Origin of the sequence: Vibrio sp. qd031, assembly GCF_002100145.1 — a bacterium.
Taxonomy (GTDB): domain Bacteria; phylum Pseudomonadota; class Gammaproteobacteria; order Enterobacterales; family Vibrionaceae; genus Vibrio.
In genome coordinates this window covers 124,940-142,284 of sequence record NZ_JXQD01000031.1, presented here as the reverse complement: position 1 = coordinate 142,284, position 17,345 = coordinate 124,940, and the positions used below count along the sequence as shown (strand labels likewise).

The window sequence follows — 17,345 nt, the reverse complement described above, 5'->3', positions numbered from 1 at the left end:
ATGATTTGTTCTTCTGTGTACCGTTTTTTCATTTTGAGATCTCCATTATTTCTAGTGTATTAGAAATCTCATCAATGTCATGGTTCTAATTCATGGGGATAGGTCACCATTATTCACTCGGTGTGTGTCCTTTAATCTACTTTAGTCTAATTCGGACTTCGCATACATAGTAAAAAGACCCACCAAAAATTATGTATCTCCATTCAATCAGAGTTATAGTCAACAAACATAGGTCAATGGAAGGTATTTATGCTCACTGTATTTTATCTAGAAAACAATGTCCTACACCGCGGTGGGGGAGAGCTTATCGAACGCTGGAAAGCAAACGGTGGCAATGTGTGGATCGATATGCACGGTGTGGAGACAAAAGAAGAGACTTCGCTACTGACAGAGCTAGGTTGCCACCCACTCGCAATACAAGATGCTCAACGGATTAGACGGCCACCAAAAATCGAACAATTTGAGCAGTTTACTTTCATTCTTTACCGTGGCTTTAGTTCATCAAAGCCACAACTCGATATCGAAACCATGGCTTTAGCTGGATTTCTTGGCGAGAATATTCTTATCACTCGCCGGATTAGTCACTCCTACGCTATACAAGCACTGTCCAATAGTACCCAGCTGGCCAATTACCTGCGTTCTCCAAGTTTATTGTTTACCAAGATAATGAACACCTCCGCCCAAAAATTTACTGACGCCATTTTGGATGCAGAAGATGAAATCAGTGAGCTCGAAGATGAAATGTTGGCCAATTCCAGCGACGATTTAATGAATAGGCTAATATTGCTTAAGTCTCACTTAAGGAAAATCCAAAGAGTTCAGTCTTATCATGCCAAACTCACCAAACAAATGATGGATGAATCCTTCTTGTTCATTGATACAACTCAAGATGAGATCAAACACAGTTTGCGCGATGTACATGACAAGTTTGAACGATTAGAAAGTTTGACCGCTATGTATTACGACCTATGTGGTGACTTGATTGAAGGCTACATATCATTGAGCTCACACCGACTCAACCGCACTATGCAGATCCTGACTGTGGTATCGGCTATTTTTGTGCCGTTGACGTTTGTTGCCGGAATTTATGGGATGAACTTTGAATACATCCCAGAGCTGTCATTCAAATACGGCTATTTCGTGCTGTGGGGGATAATGGTAGCTATGGCGAGTGCCTTAATGTTTGTGTTCAAGCGAATCCGGTGGCTTTAGCCTGCAGTGTACCTGCGCGACTCACCAAACAATCAATAATGTACACAATAAAAATAACCCGATAGCCCAGATCGTTAGAGCTTTTTTCGACGCTTTTTGGGCTTTATCCGCCTCCCACCACACCCTCGGGGTAACGCCCTGAAAAATAAAGGTGGCTACGCCTGCTAGGTTGACGCATATAACGTTAGCTAAGAACAGCAATAGTGCGCCAAAACTAAGTCCTACGTCTCCATTTCCTAACAGCAGCCCAAAGGTTGCTAAAGGCGGAAGCAAGGCTACGGCCACCATAACACCAATGACCGAAGCCGATGCACCGGTTGTGAACGCTAATACGCCCGCAGCACCGGATGCCAGCGCTAGTACAATGTCATAAAAACTGGGCTCAGTTCGGGCTGCTATTTCTGAGACGGTTGAATCAACCGGTAATAAGTACCCTGCACAAATAGTAAGTGCCAACACGATCAAAATACCACTGCCAAAAGTCTTTAATGCGTTGCTCCCTAACTCTTTGTCGGCTAAACATGTTGCCAGTGCTAGCGCAACATTTGGACCTAAAAATGGCGCTATTACCATTGCGCCAATAATGACGGCAACATTGTTGTTAAGTAGGCCAATCGACGCAACCACCGTCGATAGCACAACCATCATAACGTACGTGCGGTTGTTTTTAGTACTGTCCACAATAGTGCTATACAACACCTCTCGGCTGACTCGCGCGGCTTTATCAGCCTTGGTTTCGGTCGTCGCATCTTCCACAGGCTCTACAATGCGTGGCACCGTAGCCTCAACAGGAAACAAAATCATCCGAAAACCGTCACTGTGTGCAAACTGTTGCTCGAAACAATCCATGACTTCTTCACAGCGCTCGACACTGCTTAAGACATTGCACACCACACTATGCTCAGACTCTTCCTCTTCCCAGTAAGTAAGGTTGTCCAACTCATCTAAAAGGCTTTTACTGCGTTCAAGATAAGTAGGAGCCATTACTATTTTTATGAGACGCTGCGCCATATTCAGTTTGTTCCAAGTTTTTGAGGTGCCTGTCCTGAATTATGAAACACCTTATGCGGTTAAGTTGTATCTATCACAAGAAAAACCATGGATTATGGATTTAGGCGCAACTGGCTTTTACCTAAGTTGTATTCCAATATTTGGAGAGGCGATAAACGTGCCTGTCCAGTTATGCAAAAAATGGTTCAGCAATGCGAACCACTGGCATCACACCGTCGCTCTCTTTTAACATTTCACTGCATAGGTAACTATTGTCCGAGCGTAAGATCACCTTGGGTGACAACCCCTCATCAATCAGCAACTTTTCTATGTGAGTGCGATGATTGGAATAATTAGGCAAATCCATGATCACCTAAGGATAATCGGCAATGTTGGCAAACGTAGGTTTGTGATCTAGTGACAATAGAGGGTGAAACTGACGCGCACAGGTTTGACGAGGAATGTCACAGATTGGCTTTGAAATTATCTCTTTGGAAATAAGTAGCGGGAAATAGTTAATACCGACATGAATATTACCGTTGATGAGATCCCTCTCAGTCTGCCACCCCCAATTTTTAACTTCAACCGTAGCATTAGGGGCGACGCGGTGAAAATGTTTCGCCGCCAGCACAGCAAACGGATTGAACAAAGAGGTACTCACAACAATGGAAATATTTCCAGAGTAGTTATCGATATCATCAATCACCCTACCTTCATACATCGTAGAGATGGCGTTCAGCACATAAGGTAATTTATCCAATAGTCCAATACAGTAATCTGTCGGCATTAACCCATTTTTATGTCGAGTAAACAGCTCATCGTTAAATTGATGACGCAGTTTTTTTAGTCCTTTACTCACCGTAGATTGAGTCACAAACATACGCTGAGCCGCCTTACTTGTATTTCGCTCTTCCCCTAATATCTTAAGTAACATCAGTAGGTTAAAATCTTGTTTTAGTAATTGTTGCTCGTTTAGCATGTCGCCTCATTGTGCGAAAAGATGTTCGATGGCTATGACAAAATTGCCCGTATCATTATATCATCGAATCAAAGTGCGCCATGCAAAAAGACATTACGTTAATTATTAAGTAAAAAAGGGACATTCTAAGAATGTCCCAAGTATAATCTCCACAAATCGGGGGGGAGGAGACCTATACGGCAATAGAATCCTCTAATCTTATTAAGCTTTCGCTAACGCCGCTTCTTGCTCTTCGGTACGTTTAAGAAACGCATACCCAAATCCGGTGACCGCTGTACCCGCTGCGATAGCAACCAAATACATCAGCACTGGAGAGATGGCGTTAGGAATGAGCAATACGAATAAGCCTCCATGGGGAGCCAATAACTCACAGGCGAACAGCATAGATAACGCACCTGCAACGGCACCACCGGCCATAGTACATGGGATCACACGCATTGGATCGCGCGCTGCAAACGGGATAGCACCCTCAGAGATAAAGCATAGACCCAACACAAAAGATGCCACACCGCCTTCTCGCTCATCAGCGTTAAATTTGCTACGTGCAATAAAGGTCGCAAGTCCCATACCCAAAGCGGGAACCATACCAGCAGCCATAATTGCGGCCATTGGAGCATACGACTCAGACGCCAATAGACCCACACCGAAGGTATAAGCGGCCTTATTCACTGGCCCACCCAAATCGAAACACATCATTGCGCCAAGAATTATGCCCAACAATACCGCGTTAGCGCTGCCCATGTTTTGCAAAAAGTCGGTCAATGAGGTCATGATAGCCGATACCGGACCACCTACGATGTAAATCATCACAAGGCCCGTAAACAACGACGAAAGCAAAGGGATTATCAAAATAGGCTTAAGCGCTTCGAGTGTGCGGGGAAGTTGGACTTTATCGGCGATAAATTTAGCGGCATAACCGGCAATAAAGCCTGCAGCAATACCACCTAAAAAACCTGAGCCTGTGGACGAGGCCAACATACCACCAATCAAACCAGGCGCTAAACCAGGGCGATCAGCAATGGAGAATGCAATATAACCGGCGAGGACTGGGATCATCAAAGCAAAAGCAGCTCCACCGCCAATATCCATTAACGTCGCCGCTAAAGTGCCCTCTTCTTTAAACGCCTCAATACCAAACACAAACGACAATGCGATAATCAAACCACCCGCGACGACCACCGGTAGCATGTGGGATACGCCAGTCATTAAGTGTTTGTAGACACCTTTTTTCTCACCCGTTGCAGCAGACGAATCTGCATTGCCTGAGTGTTGATAAACCGAAGCCTGCTCAAAGGCTTTATCCATCTCGTCGGCGGTTTTCTTTAATGCAGGTCCAGTGGTTGTTTTATACAGTTTCTTGCCATGAAAACGATCAAGTGGTACGTCGATATCGGCGGCGATTATCACCAGATCAGCATCGGCAATTTCTTGTTCAGTTAACTGGTTTTTCGCGCCTACCGAGCCACGAGTCTCAACTTTAATTTGGTGACCACGTCGCTTCCCTTCGCCCTCTAGCGCCTCTGCAGCCATAAAGGTGTGCGCCACTCCTGTTGGACAAGCTGTGATGGCGACAATTTTCTTAGCCCCGCTAGTCGACGAAGTATTCACAGTCGTCGCGTGTGACTGTTCAAGCACTGTCGCGGCCGCTACTGCTTTTTCTAAAAATGCTTTGGCGTCTTCAGTTACAGCAGAAATATCAGCCTGATACACTTTTTTACCTACAAAACGGCTGGTATCAATCGAAGTGCTCGCGGCTATCACCACCACTTCAGCGCGCGCAATATCGTCCGCGCTCAACGTCTCCGACTCCATAACGCTAGACTGACACTCGAGCTTAGCAGTCCACGCCAACGACTCTGCTGCCTTGGACAGCAAGCCTGCTGCGATAACACTGTTTGCGACCCCACTAGGGCACGCAGTTACAATTGCAATATTCATAGTAATCGACCTTCTTGTCTTATATTTATTAACATCTGACTAGCGAACGCTAGCTAAGCTCAATGGTTTTCTGTAGGGCATTGAGCTCGTCCAAATTCTTTATACCGACGCCAACCTGAGTAACCGCCAGAGCTGACAGCGCAGTAGCGAATGACAGCAATGTTGTCTTATCCATATGTTGCATGTGGCCCCAACAAAGGCCGGCCACCAACGTATCACCAGCGCCCACGCTGCTCGTCACTTGCATCGCTGGTGGCTTGGCGCGCAACCATTGACCGTTGTTGAGCCACATAACGCCATCTTTACCCATCGAAACGACTATGTTTTCTATTCCCTTAAGAGAGAGCTCATTGGCTGCCTGCTGACATTGCTCAGCTGAGGTTAATGCACGACCAAGCAATTCGGACAACTCTTCATCATTAGGTTTGATGAGCCAAGGTTTAGCATTGAGACCGCAAGCAAGAGCGTCACGACTACTATCAAACAGCACTTTTTTACCTAATGAATGCAGTTGTTGAATCCAACTTGCACACAGTTGTGGTGACACACCTTTAGGTAGGCTCCCAGCAATCACAAAGTATTCGTGGTCTTTAGCTAACCTGTACAACGTGCGCTCGAATTGCTCTATGTCGATAGGGCTAACCTTGAAGCTTGGAAAATTTATATCGCTTGTTGCACCCGTTGAATCAACAAGCTTGACGTTAATCCGCGTAGCCCCATCGACACGAACGAATTGATCGTTCACCCCTTGCTGCTCGAACAACTGGCAAAAGCTCTGTTGATTGTCGGCGCCAAGAAACCCTGTGACTGTTACTTCTGCACCCAAGTCAGACAACACCTGTGCAACATTTACCCCTTTTCCAGCAGGTTCAAGTGAGCTGCGGCTTACCCGACTCACGCTGCCTACATTGAGAGCGTCCAAGTGGCCCGTCATATCCAAAGCAGGGTTCAGCGTTACCGTGACAACTTTTTTAATCGACATAACGGACTCCTTACCCTTCGCCAAGGCCAGCGTCAATCGCAGCACCTATAGCAGCAAGAGCCTCTTTTGCATCAGGGCCGTCAGCGACAAATTTAAGTTCATGCCCTTGTGTCACGCCCATGCCTATCACTTTCATTAAGCTTTTTGCATTCACTAACTTGGCGTCACCATTTAGATTCGCCACTTTTATGGTCGCGTCAAATTTCTTAGCGGCAGCCACAAGCATCGCTCCTGGGCGAGCATGCAGCCCATGGGCGTTCTTGATTTTAAATACGGCTTGGTTGGTCGAGGTCGAGCTAACAGCGACTTCACTGTCTGGGCTAAAGAGCGCGAGCAATTCTTGAGGTGTTGCCTCTGCGATCGCTGTTTGTCGACCCTCAGCAATGTGTTGGCCAATAATGTCCAAAACACGTTGATGCGACATATTACACGCCGCTATCGCCAGCAACGCTTTTACGGGTTTGCCTTCATAATCGAAAGGTGTTGCGGCCGATACAAAAGAGATTGCTGTACGTGTTACACCACGTGTTCCACTGACTAGCCACAATCCGTTACCAAGGCTGGTGGGCGTTTTGGCAACAATTTCAGTCACAAAGTCAGTATTAGCGGCACCTGAATTCTTAATCAAACCACTGACAACCGCACTCAATGGAATCATGTCTGTCACAGGAAAATCGTGTTGAATAAGAGCTGCTTCAAACTCTGCCGTCAGTTGCACCTCTCCATTAAGTAAGGCCGCAATATCTGCTTCCGTGGTAGCCGATTGCAACTTTGCTTCAACCTGGTCATCGGAAAGTACTTTGGTGAGTGCTTTTAGAATTCCGAGGTGCTCGTCCGACTTTGCAGCAATGCCAATTGCTACATACACCGTATTACCGTTACCCCAATCGACACCAGCAGGAAAGTGGTGAACCGCTACACCGGTTTTTTGCACCAAACCGCGCGTCTCGGTTGTGCCATGCGGAATGGCAATGCCATTGCCCAAGAATGTTGAGTTTTGAGCTTCTCGATTTAGCATTCCTTCGAGGTATTTTTCGTCAACTAATTGTTTGCCCGCTAGGTCTTTTGCTAAAGCCGTAATGGCCTCCTGCTTTTGAACGGCAGCTTGATTTAGTTTTATGTCGCTTGTTGAGAGTTTTAGCATGGTATCTGGTCTCCTTCGCTAACCTCTGACGGTAAATTGGTTGTTGTTATCAAAAGCTGAATCGGTTCAGCTTTTGGTTAAAAAAATTCAGCAAATTCTAAAGGCGTCGATATCAAACTTAGGGTGACATTTATCAAACTTCAGGATTTGCTGAATCCTTTCAGCTTTTATACTGAAACGATTCAGCGTATAATTCAAGTTCCAAGGCTAGTTAAACAATGAATTTATGATCAAGCCCACATAATGAGATGTGAAAATATGACGTTAGATGAGATTGCCAAGCTCGCAGGTGTATCAAAAACCACTGCCAGTTATGTAATAAATGGTAAAGCAAACAAATACCGTATCAGTGAGAAAACGCAAAAAAAAGTCATTAAAGTGGTTGAAGAATTCAATTACAAACCAGACCATGCTGCGTCTTCGTTGCGAGCAGGGCACAGCCGCTCCTTTGGTCTAATTATCCCTGATTTAGAAAACACCAGTTACGCAAAGCTTGCCAAATTGATTGAGCAAAATTCACGCAAAGCGGGCTACCAAATTTTAATTGGCTGCTCGGACGACGACCCAGCCACTGAAGAAGCATTAGCCGACACTCTAATCAGTCGCAGAATAGACGCACTGTTTGTCGCAAGCTGCCTACCAAACGCGAGTGAACATTACCTCAAAGTACAAAACCACGGTACACCCATAATTGCGATTGACCGCCCGCTTGATGACGAATACTTTGCCTGTGTCATTAGCGAAGATTTCAATGCTGCTTTTGAACTCACTGCTTCGTTAATCTCTAACGATGTGCACTCTATTGGTCTCATTGGAGCGCTGCCAGAGCTGAACATATCTCGCGAGCGTCAAATCGGCTTTGAGAACGCCATCAAAGATCGTGGAATTGAGACACATATTGGCTATGGAGAGCACTTCAATCGCGAAGAAGGAAAAAAAGTATTTGAGCAATGGATTAAGGCTGGCACCCTTCCCGATGCAATTGTGACTACATCATATACCTTACTTGAAGGTGTTCTCGACGCCTTACTTGAGCATCCAGAGTTGATGGAAAACCAAAAGCTCGGCACCTTTGGTGATAATCGACTATTGGACTTTTTGCCTATAAAAATAAACTCGGTGCCACAGCAGTTCGAAATCATCGCTGATAGTGCGCTTGCCTCAGCACTAAACGCATCAGCTAAGCGTTATCAAGCAGGGGTCGAACTAATACCGCGTAGCTTAATAGTAAGATCACGCCATAATGAGTAAGCCTTATTAGCTGTGGGCTACAGTAACTGTACTCATAGCTTTCTGCGATGCTGAGAATTACAAAAACAAACTTGATTATTGAGCATCACATAAACGATGATGGGGTCAATCAACGTTATCGCTATAACTTTAAGTTGAAACGGCTTAATAGACGATCGCCATAAAATGTTAGAAGGAATAAACATTATGGATTACCCAACCATAGAATCTTGTGTAGGGAACACACCTCTGGTTCGCTTGCAGCGCATTCAGGGAAACACTACCAACACCATTTTATTAAAGCTGGAAGGCAATAACCCTGCAGGCTCTGTCAAAGACAGAGCGGCCCTGTCCATGATCACACAGGCCGAAGCTCGCAACGAAATAAAACCGGGCGACAGCCTAATTGAAGCCACGAGTGGAAATACAGGAATTGCACTGGCGATGGCGGCCGCAATAAAAGGGTACCCTTTCACACTGATCATGCCAGAAAATGCCACCGAAGAACGAAAGGCAGCAATGACCGCTTACGGCGCTAAGCTTATTTTGGTGAGTAAAGAAGAAGGTATGGAAGGTGCACGAGATTTGGCTCAGGCGATGCAAGCCGAAGGCAAGGGCAAAGTACTCGACCAGTTCGCCAACACCGATAACCCATTAGCTCACATGACAACCACTGGACCAGAGATATGGGAGCAGACTCAAGGCAACATCACCCATTTTGTGAGTGCCATGGGGACCACAGGTACCATAATGGGCACCTCGACCTACCTAAAAAATCAAAACCCCGACGTACAGATCATCGGACTCCAACCTGAGGACGGTGCCAGTATTCCAGGCATTCGCCGATGGCCAAAAGAGTACCTACCAAAAATATTTGACGCGAGCCGCGTCGACCAGGTCATGGATATAGGCCAACAGGAAGCCGAATCGACCATGCGAGACTTAGCGCGGAGAGAAGGTATCTTTTGTGGCGTATCGAGCGGCGGTGCAGTGGCGGCAGCTCTTCGTTTAAGCCAGCAGCTTGAAAATGCCATCATTGTCACGATTATTTGCGACCGTGGGGACCGCTATTTGTCCTCTGGCATTTATTAGCTGTAAATTATTGGGGTCAGAGTCAATTGACTCTGACCCCAATTTAGATTGCCCACCTCACGCCCATGGCGGCGTGGATCTCGGTAGTATCATACAAAGGCACTTCGGTATCGTCAGCTTTAACTAACATCGCGATTTCAGTGCAGCCTAAAATAATCGCTTGAGCACCTTGACGATGCAATTTCTCGATTATGGCAATAAACGCGGCTCGAGAAGCCGGATTAATCACTCCTTGGCACAGTTCTTTATAAATCACATCGTGAATCACCGTTTGCTCGGTCGAGTCGGGAACCATGACGTCGATTCCATGTTGCTCGATAAGGCGGCCCTTGTAAAAATCTTGCTCCATTGTAAAACGTGTCCCCAACAAACCTACATGGATCATACCGTCTTCTTTTAGAGCCGTTGCGGTCGCGTCAGCGATATGCAGTAACGGTATGGAGACAGCCTGCTGCACTTGGTCGGCCACTTTGTGCATGGTGTTGGTACAGATCATTAAGCAGTCTGCACCGGCTTTTTCAACATTTTTAGCGGCAATGGCGAGTAGCTGAGCGGTTTGCTCCCATTGTCCTTGATGTTGCAGGGTTTCAATATCATGAAAGTCGACACTATAAAGCACAATTTTAGCTGAATGTAACCCGCCTAATTGAGCATTTACTTGTTGGTTCAGTGCACGGTAATAGTTCGCGGTAGACTCCCAACTCATGCCTCCCAACAATCCAATTGTTTTCACTCTTATTCTCCCTAATTAATCGCTATATCGGCGTCTAGAACTGATAGTCAAACTCGTAGTGATGTTTGCCATCTTCCACGGTGATCAACATCGCGCCAGATATCCCTTTGAGTTCACCACAGCCAGAGTCGGGTACAACTTCTAAAATAAGTCTGTCCTGCCCTTTATCCATCACCCCATAATGCTGCAGCACAAAACTGCCCTTTTTACCGCTTAAACTGCCTGACACCTGTTCAATAGCAACATAACCGGCCGAGCCTGGTGTTTGAGTCACGGCGCTTAACATTTCACCCTGACTTGATGCCGCAAGCTCTCCAACAAACACTTTGTCTATCGACATGCGGCCTAAATTAATGCCGTCTTCGCCTTTTGCATAACCATCAATAGGTTTTAGTTGAACGTCAAACGTACCCGAAATTTTCATCTGTATCTTCCTTGAGTATTCATTTGTCTATGCCACGATCGTTAACTGCACACTACTTTGGTTCCTGCTACCCTATCATGCAGGCAACGCTGCTGACCGCCAAAAATAAGCAACAGCCCAATTAGACTGATCACACCACCCACATAAGGGACGTGAGGCAATAACAGATAGACAGCGTAACGTTTTAACACAACATCCGCTGCCCCCGCTTGTGTGCCATCCAAGAATACAATTTTAGTGCCCATGATGCGCTTGCCCACCGTTTGACCGTCTTTTTCTAGTGACTTCCAATTGACCAACGCATAGACCGCTAAACCCGCAATCGCCGCGCCCACATTTTGCGCCAAGCTAGGCTCTGCAGGTTGTGACTCCATCATCATGTCAAACCCACCGGCAAAATAGACGATGGGGATCAACACGATCCCGATAATGAGCGAATCGATGAAGTTTCCGGCAAATCTTGCCCAAAGTGAAGCAAGCACATAGGGAGGAGTATGATCTTGTTGCATGGTTGATTTCCAATGTCTGTAAGTCTCTGAACTCTAAGCTACATCAAGTCGGTCAAAAGCAAAAATTCGGTGTCATTTATTTTGACCAAGTTCGAATGGATACCACTAAGAATAGGTAGTACTGACCCAAATGGGCAACATGGCCGTTCAAACCGCCTTATTATTGCTAAATTTACAAAATTAATTTGCAATAACTGCTGTTTATCGCAACAAATAAAGCCGCAATAATCCCCCGCATCGCTGAACAACGCCGTGTTGTTCTCACAATAATCAATTAGGTACGTCTATGCCACTCGCTCTATTTGCGCTGACTTTAAGTGCATTTGCCATCGGTACAACCGAATTTGTGATCGTCGGTCTTATCCCGACGATGGCACTCGATCTTAATGTTTCTCTACCCTCTGCGGGTTTACTGGTCAGTTTGTACGCCTTAGGCGTCGCGATTGGTGCGCCTGTACTAACCGCATTAACTGGAAACTGGCCAAGAAAAACCGTATTACTGTCGGTCATGGCGCTGTTTGTCGCTGGAAACCTTCTCGCTTGGCAAGCACCTGGCTACGGCAGCTTAGTAACCGCAAGAATCCTAACGGGTCTTGCCCACGGTGTGTTCTTTTCTATTGGCTCAACCATAGCCACTGGCTTAGTCAGTAAGGAAAAGGCCGCCAGTGCTATTGCCATCATGTTTACAGGGCTTACTGTTGCGCTGGTTACTGGTGTTCCTTTAGGGACCTATATTGGTCAAAGCTTTGGTTGGCAATCTACATTTTTAACTGTCGCGATCTTAGGGTCTATCGCCTTAATTGGCAGTGCCCTTTTGGTTCCCAACAATCTTGCTCAAGCGCCTGCAAGTAAGCTTAGCGCGCAACTTAAGGTGCTCACTCAGCCGCGCTTATTATTGGTGTACCTCATCACAACTCTTGGCTATGGTGGCACTTTTGTCGCATTCACATACTTAGCCCCAATTCTTGAAGACGTTACTGGCTTTGATGCCAATAAAATTAGTCTCATTATGTTGGTATATGGTGTTTCGGTTGCATTTGGCAACATTACTGGCGGCAAAATGGCCGACAAAATGGGGCCGGTTAAAGCTCTACAGTGGATATTTATCGGGCTTGCCGCGGTACTGGTGCTATTTAGCATGACAGCATATAACCCAGTACTGGCAATACTCACCATTTTGGTATGGGGAGCGTTTGCTTTTGGAAATGTACCTGGGTTGCAAGTCTATGTTGTATCTATTGCAGAAAAGACCGTACCAGATGCTGTTGATGTGGCCTCAGGTCTTAACATTGCCGCGTTTAATGTGGGAATAGCGCTAGGTGCTTGGGGTGGTGGTCACATTGTCGCTCGCGGAGACGTTATGGATACACCGTGGATTGGTGCATTGATAGTGCTTCTGGCGTTAGCACTAACTACCTATAGTGGCTATCTAGACAAAAAAGAAGCTCGACAAACAGATGCTGTCACACCTGCGGCCAGTTAAATACTGCCACACATAGAAAAGCGCCAGCCTAACTAGGCTGGCGCTTTTAGTTTTTAATCGTTAAGGCTGCTGCTTAGTCGGTGCCAACGCAATTTCTCGCACACAGACATTCTGCGGCTGATTGTAGGCAAACTCTACAGCGCGAGCCACATCGTCTGCAGCCAAGACCCCGCCCATCTCTTCTTTCCAAACATCGTAGCCATCTTTAATGTCGGTAGACGTCGTGTGTGATAATAGTTCGGTTTCTACCGCGCCTGGCGCAATGGTGGTCACGCGAACATTTGACGCTGCTACTTCTTCACGAACATTTTCTGAGATGGCGTGAACGGCAAATTTAGTCCCGCAGTAAGCCGCATGATTGGGGAAAGTCTTTTTACCCGCGATTGAGCTGATGTTGATAATGGTGCCTTGGCCATTGTTTATCATCGGCGCCAGCACGCTTTGCATGCCATTGAGTAGGCCTAGAACGTTAACGTCGAACATGCGTTTCCACTCTGATGCGTCTTGAGTATCAATCTGGCCTAGCAGCATGCAGCCTGCATTATTTACTAAGCCATCGACGGGGCCAAATTTCGCTTCGGCTTCGGTAATAGCTTGTTCAAAACTGGCTTTATCTGTGACGTCTACTTTGGCACACAAAGTGTTGGGCAGTTGCAATGCTTGCAGTTTATCTACGCGGCGGGCAAGCAGCAAAAGAGGATGGCCAGCAGCGCTAAGACGGCGAGCAATCGCTTCGCCAATACCTGAGCTTGCGCCCGTAATTACGATAAGTTTAGACATGTTTGTTCACTCCACATTAATTCGATTTGTCAGCCTGTGCTGCATGGGAGTAATCATAATCATGACTGCTTTGTTGATATATAGGTTATTAAGTGAAACACTGTTGTCATACAGCAACAATAAGGCAGCCTAGATCATGCTCGATGACATCAACCTTGCCGACTTACGTAGCTTTGTTTTGATTGCTCAACTTGGCAACTTCACCAAAGCTGCACAGCACCTCGACGTCTCTCGCTCCCACGTTTCACGACAAGTCAGCCAACTAGAAAAGCAAATGGGTGTGACGCTGTTTATTCGTACCACCCGCACTTTGCGCCTAACTGCAGCGGGGACTCAGCTGTTTCAGCAAAGCCAGCAAGCCCTCGCTAACATTGACCAAGCACTGCGCTCAACGGTTGACGATGTGCAAACCCTGCAAGGGTTGATACGGATTAATTGTGTGGGTGGCTATCTTGGGGAAACGCTCATCGCAAATCTGGCTCACCAATTCATGCTCGAGTACCCAAAGGTTACAGTTCTACTCGATTTAAGCAGCCACCGAATTGATTTAGTGGAAGAAGAGTTTGATGTGGCTTTTAGGATGGGGCAGCTTCAAGACGCAGGGTTTATTGCACGCAAGCTTACCGCCATAGAAATGGGTACATTTGCGTCACCCGCCTATTTGGCTAACCATCCACCTCTCACCACGCCTAAACAACTTGCTGAGCATCGCTGTTTGTGCGGAACGGTGAAGAAATGGCGGTTTAGGCATAATGAGACGGGCAACGAGCAAGACATTCAGGTCTCGGGGGCTTTTGAGTGTAAAAATGGTCGCAGCTTGATCAATGGTGCTTTGCTCGGCAACGGAATTGTGCGCTTACCCAAAATCTACTGTGACGAAGAGCTTAAATTGGGGCGGTTAGTCGAAGTCTTTGATGAGTGGGAAATACCCAGTGTGGATTTTTCCATGTTGTATCACAAAGACCGTTATCAACCGCAACGGCTCACCGCTTTTATCGAGTTTGTTCGGCAAGCCTTTATCCACTCACACTAAGTGTTGGGTCAGACAAGGCTGTTTACCCATATCCAAATGCGCAACGCTGCCATTAATAATGGTTAGGTTGGGTGGCGCATGCCCAATATCTAAGTCAATCGCCACGGGAATACCTATGTTTACAAGGTGGTTACTTAGAACCTGTCGATAGCTAAGCATTGCACTCTCTGGCCCAAAACTACGACCAAGTACCAGCCCTTTTATATGCTTAAACACCCCGCGAAACTTCATACTCAATATCGCTCTAGCGATGGCTTCGGGGTTCATTTCAGCATTTTCTAAGTACAGTATAATGCCTTCAGGATAACGTTGATTCAGCTGGCTTAAATCCAGAAACTCAGTACTAAATAGATCAATAAGTGTATCCCAGCACCCACCAATTATGCGCCCTGTTACAGACGTGCCTTGTTGGGGTGCCACCAACCACTGCCAACGTGTGGTAGCACAAAGGTCTAATTGTGCAGCGGAGTCTTGGCAAAAATCTGGCCACTGAGGTGCAAATTTTGGAGAAGCAAATTGGGTGAACTGACCTTTCGACGCAGTCGCCATATGACTCAATGTATGCTCGGTAAGCGTATCCTTTGCATTAGGAATAAGGTCCATCAAATTAGGTGTATGTGCACTGGCCCATCCCAGCTTAGAGGTTAGTGCGACCGCTACGGTACTAACATCGGAAAAGCCCATGATCCATTTAGGTTTGGCTAGCGCAAGTGCATCAAAATCGAGTAGCGGCAACACCTCCATCGCCAGCTCACCACCCCAAGGAGGATAAATTGCGTCGACGCTATCGTTGGTAAGAAAACCCATCAACTCTCGAGCTCGATCATCCGCGCTGGCACTGGCTCCTTGGTATTTTCCCATCAAGCATTGTCCTACCTCAAGGTTGAACCCGTGCAGCGTTAAATGCTCACATACAAGCTGAAAACGAGGCAAATGAGCATTGCTTAACCCACTAGAAAATGCGGTGATTGCAATAGTACTTCCTTTAGTCAGTGGCTTTGGGTAATGCATAGCACAATGTCCTTATCTTGCTGATTTTATTGATTAAGCCACGTTTCTTACCCGCGTTGCAAGCAGCATGAATGCCACACTTGCCTGCACCACAAAACAGAGAAGGAACAAACTTGTTATGCCTAGCCCCTCTACCCAGAATCCAGAGGCGGCAAGCCCCAGTGGCATTAGGAGTTTAAACAGTGACCCGGTGATCCCTGCGATGCGTCCGAGCCATATTTCATCAAACGCTTCTTGTCGAAAACTCCAGATACAGATACTGCTATAAAGCCCAACCGCAGACACCCACAAAAATCCCAACCCCAAGCCCCACAGTGTCGGCCAGACAATTGGAAACAAAAAACCAATGGCTTCCAATGCAATTGAAAGTATCAATAGTCTACCCAATCCCATTTTTTGACGGACAATATCGGCAGTAAATGATCCAAGCATCCCTCCTATACCAGACGCAGCAACCAGATAGCTCACTTGCACACTATTTAACGTCAGCTCTGCCTTCGCAAAATAGATAGCTTGGATCCAAAATACCGAGCCCGTGGTGTTGATCACCATCACCGCTAGAGTAATAACAACCATAGTTCGACTGCCCACAATCACCGAAATGCTTCAGCCATAGAGACATAGAACGACTGTGTATTTTGAGTTTATAGGAGTTGCACATACGGGCAGTCGCGGTAGTCAACTTATTCTGAAACTGAGCCCTTTCAAACATTATAGTTAGGCGTAGCCAATAGAACGTATATAGATATTAATAAAAATAAAAAACTTTTAATAAATAAGTACTAGTATTTTTATCACCCTTACTATAAATAATTAGTATTTTTATACATAGCAGCTGCTTTCTCAATTATGAAAATATCCTTTAGCAGAGTCAGACTATATTAATTAAGTTTATCAATTAGGGAATAAATATGTGTAGACGAATAAGAATCGGCACTTTATTAATGTGCTTTATTACTTTTTACTCGCTAGCAAGTGATGGTGACACTCGTGAAGTTGAAATTCTTAAAACAGAAATAGCAAATGAGACCGTAAAAAGAGCTCCGGAGGTTATAGATAGCCAAAAACTTTCATTACCATACGAGTTTATATTTACAGGTTATGAGTCGCCGCAAAATGAGGAATCAAGAAAACAATATTGTATAGCAGCAAAAGAAGACTTTCGAATTATAGAGAGCATCAACAGCGACTTTTCAAGTATTTACATGGTCGTAGGCTGGCGAAGGACTTCTAAACCCCCAACCTCTTGCACAGTGAGTAAAGTCGCAGCGTTACCACCCGGAAAGCGCGTTTTTATAAGAAACACTGAAATCGTTGAGACTGGAGCATTGACGCACGTTATGCGCTCAGGAGTAGATTTTGGATTACTCGTTGCCCCTTACAAATACTACTTTAACGATGGATCTCTAGTTCCGTCTTCGACTATTGCTCCTTATGCTGGATGGCGATGGAACTCACATGCTACCGATATTGCTTGGGGACCCGTAATATTTGCGGGGCCTGCACTTATACCTGCCTCAAATGAAGTTGGTACTACTGATACTGTATTTGGTTTAAGTGGGGGTGCTGGCTTTCAAGTAAATTTAATGCAATCTTTTAATATTAGTTTTGTTTATGGGTACGATTTGATATCCGATTCTGATAAAAAGGAAAATAACGATTTAGGTGGAAGTTGGATTGCATTTACTGTTGGAGCTCAGTTCAACTAATTGAGAACTAGATTATTAAAAATAGTAGCACTCATTATGTTTAGACCCAAAAAATAGGGGTTAGAACTAAGTGTTCAGCCCCGAATAAATCAGCTT

17 protein-coding genes and 1 pseudogene are annotated in these 17,345 nt (G+C 45.8%); 6 read left to right on the top strand and 12 right to left on the bottom strand.

Annotated elements, in window-relative coordinates; genetic code table 11:
- Window positions 1-249 precede the first annotated feature (249 nt).
- Window positions 250-1,212, top strand: coding sequence for a magnesium transporter CorA family protein (locus tag ST37_RS18035; RefSeq protein WP_084888933.1), 963 nt, complete (start codon window positions 250-252; stop codon window positions 1,210-1,212).
- Window positions 1,213-1,233: 21 nt separating this feature from the next.
- On the opposite strand, the gene ST37_RS18030 is transcribed toward ST37_RS18035, so the two are convergent.
- From ST37_RS18030 to fruB, 6 genes are all read right to left on the bottom strand, one after another.
- The gene (locus ST37_RS18030) at window positions 1,234-2,223 is read right to left on the bottom strand and encodes a TIGR00341 family protein (protein ID WP_143698247.1); all 990 of its coding nucleotides are present in this window, start codon (window positions 2,221-2,223) and stop codon (window positions 1,234-1,236) included.
- A 169-nt stretch (window positions 2,224-2,392) separates the two neighbouring features.
- Window positions 2,393-2,569, bottom strand: a complete 177-nt coding sequence (locus ST37_RS20085) for a hypothetical protein (protein ID WP_172401042.1) — start codon at window positions 2,567-2,569, stop codon at window positions 2,393-2,395.
- A 6-nt stretch (window positions 2,570-2,575) separates the two neighbouring features.
- Window positions 2,576-3,181: a LysR family transcriptional regulator gene (locus ST37_RS18025; protein ID WP_084888932.1), complete on the bottom strand. Its 606-nt coding sequence runs from the start codon at window positions 3,179-3,181 to the stop codon at window positions 2,576-2,578.
- Window positions 3,182-3,382: 201 nt separating this feature from the next.
- Window positions 3,383-5,119, bottom strand: a complete 1,737-nt coding sequence (gene fruA, locus ST37_RS18020; protein ID WP_084888931.1) for a PTS fructose transporter subunit IIBC — start codon at window positions 5,117-5,119, stop codon at window positions 3,383-3,385.
- 49 nt (window positions 5,120-5,168) lie between these two features.
- Window positions 5,169-6,101 carry a 1-phosphofructokinase gene (pfkB, locus tag ST37_RS18015; protein ID WP_084888930.1) on the bottom strand — a complete coding sequence of 311 codons (933 nt, stop codon included), beginning with the start codon at window positions 6,099-6,101 and terminating at the stop codon, window positions 5,169-5,171.
- A gap of 10 nt (window positions 6,102-6,111) precedes the next feature.
- A complete protein-coding gene (gene fruB / locus ST37_RS18010) occupies window positions 6,112-7,245 on the bottom strand; it encodes a fused PTS fructose transporter subunit IIA/HPr protein (protein WP_084888929.1) in 1,134 nt (377 codons plus the stop codon).
- Window positions 7,246-7,503: 258 nt separating this feature from the next.
- On the opposite strand from fruB, the gene cra reads away from it, so the two are divergent.
- Window positions 7,504-8,496 (top strand): catabolite repressor/activator, encoded by a 993-nt coding sequence (cra, locus tag ST37_RS18005; RefSeq protein WP_084888928.1) that lies wholly within the window; start codon window positions 7,504-7,506, stop codon window positions 8,494-8,496.
- Window positions 8,497-8,682: 186 nt separating this feature from the next.
- Complete coding sequence (cysM, locus tag ST37_RS18000; protein WP_084888927.1) at window positions 8,683-9,567, top strand: cysteine synthase CysM; 885 nt, start codon at window positions 8,683-8,685, stop codon at window positions 9,565-9,567.
- 43 nt (window positions 9,568-9,610) lie between these two features.
- On the opposite strand, the gene ST37_RS17995 is transcribed toward cysM, so the two are convergent.
- Genes ST37_RS17995 through ST37_RS17985 form a run of 3 tightly spaced genes read right to left on the bottom strand, consistent with a single transcriptional unit; the run spans window position 9,611 to window position 11,233 of the window.
- Window positions 9,611-10,300, bottom strand: a complete 690-nt coding sequence (locus ST37_RS17995) for an aspartate/glutamate racemase family protein (protein ID WP_084888926.1) — start codon at window positions 10,298-10,300, stop codon at window positions 9,611-9,613.
- A gap of 34 nt (window positions 10,301-10,334) precedes the next feature.
- On the bottom strand, window positions 10,335-10,724 hold the full coding sequence (locus ST37_RS17990; RefSeq protein ID WP_084888925.1) for a DUF3224 domain-containing protein: 390 nt from the start codon (window positions 10,722-10,724) through the stop codon (window positions 10,335-10,337).
- Between the two features lie 41 nt (window positions 10,725-10,765).
- Window positions 10,766-11,233, bottom strand: coding sequence for an RDD family protein (locus tag ST37_RS17985; protein ID WP_084888924.1), 468 nt, complete (start codon window positions 11,231-11,233; stop codon window positions 10,766-10,768).
- A 286-nt stretch (window positions 11,234-11,519) separates the two neighbouring features.
- Between ST37_RS17985 and ST37_RS17980 the strand changes: the two genes are divergently transcribed.
- Window positions 11,520-12,716 (top strand): MFS transporter, encoded by a 1,197-nt coding sequence (locus ST37_RS17980; protein ID WP_084888923.1) that lies wholly within the window; start codon window positions 11,520-11,522, stop codon window positions 12,714-12,716.
- A gap of 60 nt (window positions 12,717-12,776) precedes the next feature.
- Here ST37_RS17980 and ST37_RS17975 read toward each other — a convergent pair whose 3' ends face one another.
- Window positions 12,777-13,496 carry an SDR family oxidoreductase gene (locus ST37_RS17975; protein ID WP_084888922.1) on the bottom strand — a complete coding sequence of 240 codons (720 nt, stop codon included), beginning with the start codon at window positions 13,494-13,496 and terminating at the stop codon, window positions 12,777-12,779.
- 136 nt (window positions 13,497-13,632) lie between these two features.
- Between ST37_RS17975 and ST37_RS17970 the strand changes: the two genes are divergently transcribed.
- A complete protein-coding gene (locus ST37_RS17970; RefSeq protein WP_084888921.1) occupies window positions 13,633-14,529 on the top strand; it encodes a LysR family transcriptional regulator in 897 nt (298 codons plus the stop codon).
- Here the strand turns inward: ST37_RS17970 and ST37_RS17965 are convergent.
- Both ST37_RS17965 and ST37_RS17960 read right to left on the bottom strand, forming a co-directional pair.
- Window positions 14,521-15,540 carry a S66 peptidase family protein gene (locus ST37_RS17965; protein WP_084888920.1) on the bottom strand — a complete coding sequence of 340 codons (1,020 nt, stop codon included), beginning with the start codon at window positions 15,538-15,540 and terminating at the stop codon, window positions 14,521-14,523. The two genes, ST37_RS17970 and ST37_RS17965, sit on opposite strands and share 9 nt — an antisense overlap.
- Window positions 15,541-15,573: 33 nt before the next feature.
- A pseudogene (locus ST37_RS17960) lies at window positions 15,574-16,107 on the bottom strand (MFS transporter); the annotation flags it as partial.
- 344 nt (window positions 16,108-16,451) lie between these two features.
- Between ST37_RS17960 and ST37_RS17955 the strand changes: the two are divergent.
- Window positions 16,452-17,249 carry a hypothetical protein gene (locus tag ST37_RS17955; RefSeq protein ID WP_084888918.1) on the top strand — a complete coding sequence of 266 codons (798 nt, stop codon included), beginning with the start codon at window positions 16,452-16,454 and terminating at the stop codon, window positions 17,247-17,249.
- Window positions 17,250-17,345: the final 96 nt, after the last annotated feature.